Origin of the sequence: Priestia flexa NBRC 15715 (assembly GCF_001591565.1) — a bacterium.
GTDB classification, from domain to species: domain Bacteria; phylum Bacillota; class Bacilli; order Bacillales; family Bacillaceae_H; genus Priestia; species Priestia flexa.
Genome location: NZ_BCVD01000009.1, coordinates 42,089 through 48,108 on the forward strand (window position 1 = coordinate 42,089; position 6,020 = coordinate 48,108).

The window sequence follows — 6,020 nt, forward strand, 5'->3', positions numbered from 1 at the left end:
AGATGAAAAAATCACTATTTCTGATTGGGCTAGCGACAATGCTTGGTTTAGCCGGATGTGCAGGAAACAACGATGAGAGCAAAGAGATGAATTCAGAAGATAATCAAAAACAAGAGCAAAAAGAAGAAGATCATGCACATATGAATCATTCTAGCTCAGGTGAAGTACCAGAAGGTTTACAAGAAGCTAAAAGCCCAACGTATGAATTGGGAAGTAAAGCAACGCTGACAACTGATCATATGCCAGGGATGAAAGGTGCAGAAGCAACCATTGTCGGTGCATATGATACAACAGCATATGTGGTATCTTACACGCCTACAAACGGCGGAGAGAAAGTAACTGGTCATAAGTGGGTCATTCAGGAAGAAATAAAAGACGCGGGTGAAGAAGAGATACCAGCAGGAACAAAAGTGGTTCTTGAAGCAAATCATATGGAAGGCATGGAAGGTGCAGAAGCAACGATTGATTCTGCTGAGAAAACAACGGTATACATGGTAGATTACACGTCTACCACTGACAGTCAAGAAGTAAAAAATCATAAGTGGGTCACAGAAAGCGAGCTTACAAAAGAATAAAAATAACAAAGCATAGGTTGAAGCCTATGCTTTTTTCTACGCCTTAGGTCTGAGTATAATTTCAAACCTATGACTTTGGAAAAAGTGTTGGCACCTTTGGAGTCTCCTTACTATTTCGATGGCTTTTTTACAAGGAAAGCTGCTTTTATATCTTGTAAGATTTCTAATTGGAATTACGAGCGCCTCAGCATTTCCAGCAGCTTCTAAAGCAACATCTATATGGTTTCCACCAAATGAAAGAGGCTTACCAAATTCATTATTTGATTCTGCTGCCAAGTTTTCGAATGTACCCGGTGCACCGCTGGTTGCGGTGTTAATTACGCATTTCGATTGGCGCGCAGCGTTTCTAGCAATCGGTATTATTAACGTATTATTTACAATTTTCTTCTGGTGGTACTATTGCTGATAAGAAGTCATCATAACAACAAGAAGTGAGGGACACCAATGCGTATTGTGACGCCTTCTAAAATATTGATTACTTCGGTTTCTAAAAAGCAGATTACAAATGTCTTATTGTATGATTGTTGTATTGGGACAATTGGTTATTTCATTGGAAAATATAATCAACAACTGATATATGAATTAACAGGAATTTTAGGAAGTATCTTGTTACCAAAAGCAATGAAGAGGCTACTTTTACGAAGTGAGTACTTTTTCTTTTGGAAAGAAAGAGTGATAGTAGTTCGATAAAATAAGTAGTAAACATAAGTGTTTGCTACTTATTTTATCGCTTTTTTAAGAAATATCTGCTAAATTAATGTTGACAGAAGATAACCATTCGTTTTATAATTATCTCGAATTCAAGATAATAACAACTTCTTTTTACAGCTTACAAAAGTTAAATGCATATTTTTTTCGACAAATATCTCGAATTCGAGAATTATGATATAGAGATTGGCGTTTATGCATTTTATGACCGTGGAATTAAATAGTAAAACGAAGTAGGAGTGAGTTCATTGCTATCAATTGATCCATCTGCACAAACGGAAAGAGAAAACTATAAGTTTCTAACGGGAAGCATTATTCCAAGACCGATTGCTTTTGTGACAACTCAGTCAACAAACGGAATAATTAACGCAGCACCTTTTAGCTATTTCAATATTGTCTCTGCAAACCCGCCGATGATCTCGATTTCAGTTCAGCGTAAAAGCGGCGAAATGAAAGATACGGCAAGAAACATTATGGAGAAAAAAGAATTTGTGATTCACATCGTCGATGAAGACAATATCGAGCAGGTGAATATGACGGCAGCTAACCTGCCGGCTGACGAAAGTGAGATTGAAGTAGCTAAATTAATGTTGACCGAAAGTGAAAAAATTTCGGTACCTGGGGTAAAAGAAGCAAAAATTCGCTTTGAATGCATACTTGAACAGGCAATTTCATTAGGAGAAGGTGAAGAAACAAGTACCGACTTGCTTATTGGAAAAGTTGTTCAGTATCACATTGAAGATCAGCTATATGATAAAGGGCGAATTGATCCACACGGTCTTAAAGCTGTTAGCCGCTTAGCCGGCAATGACTACGCTAAGCTTGGTAAGACTTTTACAATTGCACGACCAGAATAATAACAGTTCAATGAGAAACAATACATCTTAGAAATAAAACAGAATACCGACTTAAGGGGGTGATTTTACTCATCCAGATGAAACAGCGGTATGAATACGCATATAGAGGTGAAGAAAAATGGGATTTTTAGATAAATTATTTGGAACATCGACTAAGGAGGAAGAAAAAATGGAAAATGTAAAATTAGCGGTTATCTACTATAGTTCAACAGGTACAAACTACCAAATGGCGCAGTGGGCAGCAGACGGTGCAAAAGAAGCAGGTGCAGATGTAAAAGTATTAAAAGTACCTGAAACAGCTCCACAAGCAGCAATTGATTCAAATCCAGCTTGGAAAGCACACGTAGAAGAAACATCTTCTGTACCAGAAGTAACACTTGCTGATTTAGAGTGGGCTGATGCAATTATCTTTAGCATTCCAACTCGTTTCGGAAATGTACCAGGACAAGTTAAGCAGTTCTTAGATACAACGGGTGGACTGTGGTTTAACGGTAAATTAGCAAACAAAGTTGTTAGTGCGATGACATCTGCACAAAACGCACACGGTGGTCAAGAACAAACTCTTTTATCTCTATACACAACAATGCATCACTGGGGCGCGCTTGTTGCATCACCAGGATACACAGATCCAGTCATTTTTAGTTCAGGTGGGAACCCTTACGGAACAAGCGTAACGGTTGATCAAAATGGGAAAATGGTTGAAGATGTGGAAGCAACAGTGAAGCATCAAGCAAAGCGTACAGTAACAGTAGCTGGATGGGTAAAGCAAGGCAATCAATAATAGCGTAAAAGCTCAACGTTAATTAGACGTTGAGCTTTTTTATTTACATAAGCATTTAATAAGAGTTGAAAAATTCTTCTTCAACAGCTTTCATGATAGGAAAGGCCCCATGTGATTTGTTTGAGCAAATAACTGCAGTGACAGAGCACTTTGGATAAAAAGCAGAGTGAAAGCTAACCCCTGGGTCATAACCCATAATATGATATTTGAAAATAGCTCTTTCTCTTTTCTCTATCCACACCCCATAGCCATAAAAACTATTTTCATTATTGGTTTCAGTATGAGGGGTAAGCAAACGCGTAGTATATTTCTTACTGAGTAGCTGATGATTCAAAAGAGAGTTCCACAAGCGGTTCATGTCACAAACCGTTACGAACGCCCCGCCATCTGCACCTCCCTTAGCAGGAAGGGAGTAAATATTTGTTTTCCACTTGTCGTCTGGAAAGTCAATGTAGCCAAGTGCTGTATGATTTGGCAAAGCATCGAGTTCAAAATAGCCAGAGCTTGTCATATGTGCTTTATGTAGGATCTCTTTTTCTACGTATGTATGAAATGAAAGCTGAGTTGTTTGCTCTATAATTAAGCCGAGTAGGATATAACCGGCATTATTATAATGAAACTGCTCTTCAACTTTATACTTCATCGGTTCATATTGAAAAAATGGAAGAAATTCTTCTAAGTTTCTTATTTTGTACATTGGGGTTTTTGTCCACAACTCTTCAAAATCATCCATCACTTCTTCATCAAAATAGTCAGGTATTCCAGCTGTATGCGTTAAAAGGTGATGAACAGTAATGGTTTCATCAAAACGAGGAAAATCAATATCAAGGCAATCTTTTAACCTTGTTTCAAACGAAAGGACGCCTGCTTCTACAAGCTGACAAATCGCAATAGCTGTAAAGAGCTTACAGCCAGATGCAATACCATATCGCGTAGCAAGGCTATTTTTTATTTGGTCAGCTCGATTGGCGTAGCCGTAGCTACTTTCAGCCAGTATATGGTGTTCATCTTTAATAAGAATACTTCCAGAAAAGTTAACTTTCTTTTGGATATCGCTAATAACGCTTAAAATATTCGTATTCAATGTAGTTCCCTCCGCCATCGTTCAGATCTTTTGAAATTATCTAATCCTTTCTCTATGTAGTTACATATTGTAATTGAGATTTCCTTCTAAATGATGTGAGAAGGACATTAGATAAAAGTGTAAATGAGCCAGGTTCTTCTGAAAAACCTGGCTCATTAATCTATTAAAAGGAGTAAGCTTCACCGTCTTCTGGAACGAGAAGATGATTACTGAATTGTTTTTCAGTAGCAAAAAGCTTTAATTCAGCTCTTGATAGCGTCCAATGATTTACGGCTTCCATATGAACGGAAATGATAGTTGCTTTAGGAGCAAACTGATGAACATGCAGGATGTCTTCTTTCCCCATCACAAGTGAACCGCCTTCAAGGAATTGATTATCTCCACCATTTACAACAATAACGTCTGGCTGGTGGGCTGAGAGATTCTCTTTTACTCCTTCATACCAAACTGTATCACCTGCAACGTACAGCGTTTTTTCATCTTCATGCTTAAAGAAAATTCCACACACTTCCCCAGTTAGCTTAAGAATCTCACCGCGGCCATGTTCACCTTTTGTTTTAATTAGCTGTATGCCTGCAAATTTTGTCTGTTCAGTTAACACTTCAATGTTTGTAAAACCAGCTTTTTTTACTTCAGCTTTATCCGCTTCATTTTGTACGAATAACTTTATTTCTTTGTCTAATAGTTCTTTAGCAGTCTCATCAAAATGATCTAAGTGCAGGTGAGTGAGAATCACTGCATCTACATTTAATAATTGTGTTACAGGTACTGGTAGCGGCACAAGTGGATTACGTTGATCTTGTCGTACAGAGTTTGGAAATGGAGGGTACGTACTTTGATCCGCTAACATAGGATCAATTAAAAAGGTTTTATTTGCATAGGTAAGAACAAGAGTTGCATTTCGAATTTGTTGGATCTTCATGTTTTTAGCTCCTTTTCTTTAATTTACGTATAGTTTATAGTAAAAGTAACCCAATATTACATAGTGAAAATCAAGTGTTTTCACCGTTTTACTTGATTAATGAAAGGATTTGAAATTATGTTAGACCAAACCGACTTGTCCATACTAAAAGAGCTATCCAAAAACAGTCGGATTACGATGAAAGAGCTGGGTGAAAAGGTACATTTAACTGGACAAGCAGCTGCATCGAGAGTCTTAAAGTTAGAGGACGCTGGTATTATTGAGCAGTATACGATTAAAGTAAATCAGCAAAAGCTTGGCTATCATGTTCATGCAATGATCACTATTTATACAACCAGTCCTTATCATGAGCCTTATTTATCGTTTATTAACACGCAGCGTGACTACGTCGTTCACAACTATAAAATTAGCGGAGACGGCTGTTATCTATTAGAATGTAATTTTCCTTCCAATCAAGAGCTGGACCAATTTTTAGAATCTTTAAACGGTCATGCTAACTATAAGCTGTCTATAATTATTAACAAAAGCTGACTAAAAAAATTGCGCTGAATAGTTTAATACAGAATGTAAAACTCAAATAATGCAGCAGGGGGATACGATGAGAAAAGTTTCTTGGTTAAGCATAGGAGTGTTTTTAATCTTTATCGTCACTGCGTGTATAGCTGAAGATTATGATGTGGGTCCACCTACGGCGCATCTCTACGCAGAAAATGCTTCGTCTGTAAGGTTAACAGAAGCGAATATTAGCTGGGCTTCATCAAGCGGAGATGTAAGTAAAACGGTAGATGATATTTGGGAGTTCGCCTTATCACAAAAGGACATTAACGCTTCTAGAAATGAAAAAGTATTTCTAGATTTTGAAGAAAACAAAGAAAACGGTGGAGATATTTGGACGAACCCAACTATAGCAGCTAATCTTTGGAAGGAAGAGCAAAAGGTTGAACTTAAAATGAATGAAAATCGAGAATTTGAAATGCCTAAAAGTACAGGTAGATATGTGTTGGAAGTTACCTTTACAACCTCAAGTGGTACTGCTCAATACGTAGGAAGTATACTTGTTAAATAATATGTTGAATGCAAAGAGACTGAGACA

8 protein-coding genes and 1 pseudogene are annotated in these 6,020 nt (G+C 37.4%); 7 read left to right on the top strand and 2 right to left on the bottom strand.

Annotated features, from left to right (window positions below; genetic code table 11):
- The first annotated feature begins 2 nt into the window (after positions 1–2).
- From BFL01S_RS03080 to wrbA, 5 genes and pseudogenes are all read left to right on the top strand, one after another.
- Positions 3–575 carry a YdhK family protein gene (locus tag BFL01S_RS03080; RefSeq protein WP_025910321.1) on the top strand — a complete coding sequence of 191 codons (573 nt, stop codon included), beginning with the start codon at positions 3–5 and terminating at the stop codon, positions 573–575.
- Between the two features lie 94 nt (positions 576–669).
- Positions 670–975, top strand: a pseudogene (locus tag BFL01S_RS03085) (MFS transporter); the annotation flags it as partial.
- A gap of 44 nt (positions 976–1,019) precedes the next feature.
- Positions 1,020–1,265 (top strand): hypothetical protein, encoded by a 246-nt coding sequence (locus tag BFL01S_RS03090; protein WP_061784833.1) that lies wholly within the window; start codon positions 1,020–1,022, stop codon positions 1,263–1,265.
- Between the two features lie 266 nt (positions 1,266–1,531).
- A complete protein-coding gene (locus tag BFL01S_RS03095; RefSeq protein WP_061784834.1) occupies positions 1,532–2,140 on the top strand; it encodes a flavin reductase family protein in 609 nt (202 codons plus the stop codon).
- A 169-nt stretch (positions 2,141–2,309) separates the two neighbouring features.
- Positions 2,310–2,921, top strand: a complete 612-nt coding sequence (gene wrbA / locus BFL01S_RS03100) for an NAD(P)H:quinone oxidoreductase (RefSeq protein ID WP_061784839.1) — start codon at positions 2,310–2,312, stop codon at positions 2,919–2,921.
- Positions 2,922–2,976: 55 nt separating this feature from the next.
- On the opposite strand, the gene BFL01S_RS03105 is transcribed toward wrbA, so the two are convergent.
- Both BFL01S_RS03105 and BFL01S_RS03110 read right to left on the bottom strand, forming a co-directional pair.
- Positions 2,977–4,005 carry a serine hydrolase domain-containing protein gene (locus tag BFL01S_RS03105; protein WP_156474892.1) on the bottom strand — a complete coding sequence of 343 codons (1,029 nt, stop codon included), beginning with the start codon at positions 4,003–4,005 and terminating at the stop codon, positions 2,977–2,979.
- 163 nt (positions 4,006–4,168) lie between these two features.
- Positions 4,169–4,927, bottom strand: coding sequence for an MBL fold metallo-hydrolase (locus BFL01S_RS03110; protein ID WP_061784836.1), 759 nt, complete (start codon positions 4,925–4,927; stop codon positions 4,169–4,171).
- Between the two features lie 117 nt (positions 4,928–5,044).
- Here BFL01S_RS03110 and BFL01S_RS03115 point away from each other — a divergent pair, with 117 nt between their 5' ends.
- Together BFL01S_RS03115 and BFL01S_RS03120 are read left to right on the top strand one after the other, a co-directional pair.
- Positions 5,045–5,458, top strand: coding sequence for an Lrp/AsnC family transcriptional regulator (locus BFL01S_RS03115; RefSeq protein WP_061784837.1), 414 nt, complete (start codon positions 5,045–5,047; stop codon positions 5,456–5,458).
- A 67-nt stretch (positions 5,459–5,525) separates the two neighbouring features.
- Positions 5,526–5,993: a hypothetical protein gene (locus BFL01S_RS03120; protein ID WP_025910331.1), complete on the top strand. Its 468-nt coding sequence runs from the start codon at positions 5,526–5,528 to the stop codon at positions 5,991–5,993.
- Positions 5,994–6,020 lie beyond the last annotated feature (27 nt).